The 2688-nt window shown below is 72.1% G+C and carries 2 protein-coding genes and 1 tRNA gene; 1 reads left to right on the top strand and 2 read right to left on the bottom strand.

Annotated features, from left to right (window positions below; translation table 11 throughout):
- Positions 1-31: 31 nt before the first annotated feature.
- Positions 32-1333, bottom strand: a complete 1302-nt coding sequence (selA, locus tag ACLP9N_RS29830) for an L-seryl-tRNA(Sec) selenium transferase (RefSeq protein ID WP_442410742.1) — start codon at positions 1331-1333, stop codon at positions 32-34.
- A gap of 18 nt (positions 1334-1351) precedes the next feature.
- Positions 1352-1446, bottom strand: a tRNA-Sec gene (locus tag ACLP9N_RS29825).
- A gap of 45 nt (positions 1447-1491) precedes the next feature.
- On the opposite strand from ACLP9N_RS29825, the gene selD reads away from it, so the two are divergent.
- The gene (gene selD / locus ACLP9N_RS29820; protein WP_442410741.1) at positions 1492-2502 is read left to right on the top strand and encodes a selenide, water dikinase SelD; all 1011 of its coding nucleotides are present in this window, start codon (positions 1492-1494) and stop codon (positions 2500-2502) included.
- Positions 2503-2688 lie beyond the last annotated feature (186 nt).

Genomic DNA, 2688 nt, shown 5'->3' with positions numbered 1-2688 from the left:
GACTTGCCGTGGTCGACGTGCCCGGCAGTGGCTAGGACGAACACGCCCGCACCGCCGCCGCCAGCAGCTCGTCGTCCTCGGGGGCCACAGTGCGCAGGTCGAGGAGGCACCGCCCGGCCTCCAGGCGACCGACGACGGGCGGGCTGCCGGCGCGCAGCGCGGCGGCGTAGGACTCGGGCAGGCTGACCGCGGCGCTGGGCAGTTTGACGCCCGGCGCCCCGCCGCCGCCGACGGCCGCATCGCAGTCGACCGCGTCGGCCCCCAGGTTCTCGGGCAGCGCGGCGGCGAGCGACTCGGCGCGGGCGCGCAGTTGCGCCACGTCGGCCGCCAAAGCCTGCGCCACCGGCGGCGGCGGACCCAGTAGGGTCGCTTCCAGCGCGGCCAGCGTCAGCTTGTCCACCCGCAGGGCGCGCGCCGCCGGATGCCGCCGCAGCCGCTCGATGAGCTCCGGGCGGCCGAAGAGCAGGCCGGCCTGCGGGCCGCCGAGAAGCTTGTCGCCGCTGGCGGTCACCAGGTCCGCGCCGTCGCGCAGCGTCGAAGTCGCGTCCGGCTCGTCGGGCAGCACCGGATGTGGGGTCAACAGCCCGGAGCCGATGTCGACCACCAGGGGAACGCCCAGCTTCGTCAATTCCGGCGCCAATTCCGTGATGTTGACCGTCGACGTGAACCCGCTGACGGCGAAGTTGGATGGGTGCACCTTCAGCACGAAGCCGGTCTCGGGGCCGATCGCCTCGGCGTAGTCGCGCAGGCCGGTGCGGTTGGTGGTGCCGACTTCGCGCAACCGCGATCCGGTGGACGCCAGCAGTTCCGGGATGCGGAAGCCGTCACCGATTTCGACGAGTTCGCCGCGGCTGAGCACGATTTCCTTGCCCGGAGCCAGCGTGAGGGCGGCCAACAGCAGCGCGGCGGCGTTGTTGTTGACGACGTGCACATCGCCCGCGGCGGGCACTGCCCGGGCCAGCGCGGCCAGTGCGCCCCGGCCGCGGCGGGCGCGCCTGCCCGTTGCGAGGTCGAACTCGACGTCCGTGGTGCCGGCCGCGGCGACCACCGCGTCCACAGCGGCCCGCGACAGCGGTGCCCGGCCCAGGTTGGTGTGTACCAGCACGCCGGTGGCGTTGACGACGGGCCGAAGGCTCGACGCGGTGGCGGGAAGGGCGGCGACCGCGTGCTCGGCGACGCGCTCGGGCTCGATCTCCCCGGCGCGGGCGCGCTGCTGGGCGGCGGCGATCACGGACTTCACCAGGGCGCGGCCCAGCACCCGCTGCGCCTCGACCAGGCGCGGATCGGCGAGTAGGACGTCGGTGCCGGGCACTCGCCGGCGCGGATCACTCATGCCGGGTCCGAAGGAGCATGGCGGAGGCGGACGGGAATCGAACCCGCCAGCGGCAGCGTCTGCCGTTCGACGGTTTTGAAGACCGCGCCGGTCACCAGACCGGAAACGCCTCCCTGGACCATGACGCCAATTGTCGCAGCCTTCACACGGCCGGCACCATGGACGGTGTGACGTACCGACTGACCCAATACGCCCACGGCGGCGGTTGTGCGTGCAAGATTCCGCCCGGTGAGCTGGAGGACGTGCTTCGCGGGTTGGGCCCTAAGTTATGCGCCGCGCCGCGCGACCCGCTCGGCGAGTTGCTGGTCGGGCTGGACAGCGGCGACGACGCGGCGGTGGTGCGCATCGATGGCGACATCGCGCTGATCGCGACGACGGACTTCTTTGCGCCGGTGGTGGACGACGCCTACGACTGGGGCCGAATCGTGGCCACCAACGCGCTGTCCGACGTGTACGCGATGGGCGGGCGCCCGGTGGTCGCGGTGAATCTGCTCGGCTGGCCGCGCGATGTGCTGCCGTTCGAGCTGGCGACCGAGACGCTGCGCGGCGGACTGGACGTATGCGACCTCGCCGGTTGCCATCTCGCGGGCGGACACAGCGTCGACGACCCGGAGCCCAAATACGGACTGGCGGTCACCGGGATCGGCGACCCAAACCGGTTGCTGCGCAACGACGCCGGGAAGCCTGGCACGCCGCTGTCGCTGACCAAGCCGCTCGGGATCGGTGTGCTGAACAACAGGCACAAGGCCACTGGGGAGCGCTTTGAGGAGGCGGTCGCCGTGATGACCACCCTCAACGCCGGAGCCGCCGCAGCCGCGTTGGCGGCGGGCATCGAATGCGCAACCGATGTAACCGGTTTCGGCCTGCTCGGACATTTGTACAAGCTGGCCCGCGCCAGCGGCGTAACGGCGGTGATCGACTCGGCGGCGGTGCCCTATCTGGAGGGCGCACGCGCGGCGCTGGCGGCCGGCTACCTCAGCGGCGGCTCGCGGCGAAACCTCGACTGGGTGGCCCCGCACGTCGACCTGTCGAAGGTCGGCGAGGAGGAAGCCCTGTTGCTCGCCGACGCGCAGACCTCGGGCGGGCTGCTGATCGCCGGCGAAATCCCGGGCGTGCCCGTCATCGGGGCGCTGGTGCCCCGCGGCGAGCACACGATCGTGGTGCGCTGACCGGGCGAGGTTTCGGCGTGACGCACTAGGCTGAGGGAATGGCGATCCCGAGAGTTTTCCTGGAATGGCCCGTGCTGCGTCAGTTGCGTTCGGGGGACAAGCTTGGCCGGGGGTCGGCCGTGACCTCCGAGCGCACCCGCACCATTGCGCCGCGCACCACCACGGCCGACCGGGTCGTGCAAAGCG

This window comes from Mycobacterium sp., from assembly GCF_052144515.1.
GTDB lineage: Bacteria > Actinomycetota > Actinomycetes > Mycobacteriales > Mycobacteriaceae > Mycobacterium.
The sequence above is the reverse complement of the archived record's forward strand: the minus strand, read 5'-3'. Positions and strand labels throughout refer to the sequence as shown.

Excerpts from the sequence above, each read along its gene's own strand:
- selD (WP_442410741.1), top strand. The coding sequence starts at position 1,492 with ATGGACGGTGTGACGTACCGACTGACCCAATACGCCCACGGCGGCGGT.
- selA (WP_442410742.1), bottom strand. The coding sequence starts at position 1,333 with ATGAGTGATCCGCGCCGGCGAGTGCCCGGCACCGACGTCCTACTCGCC.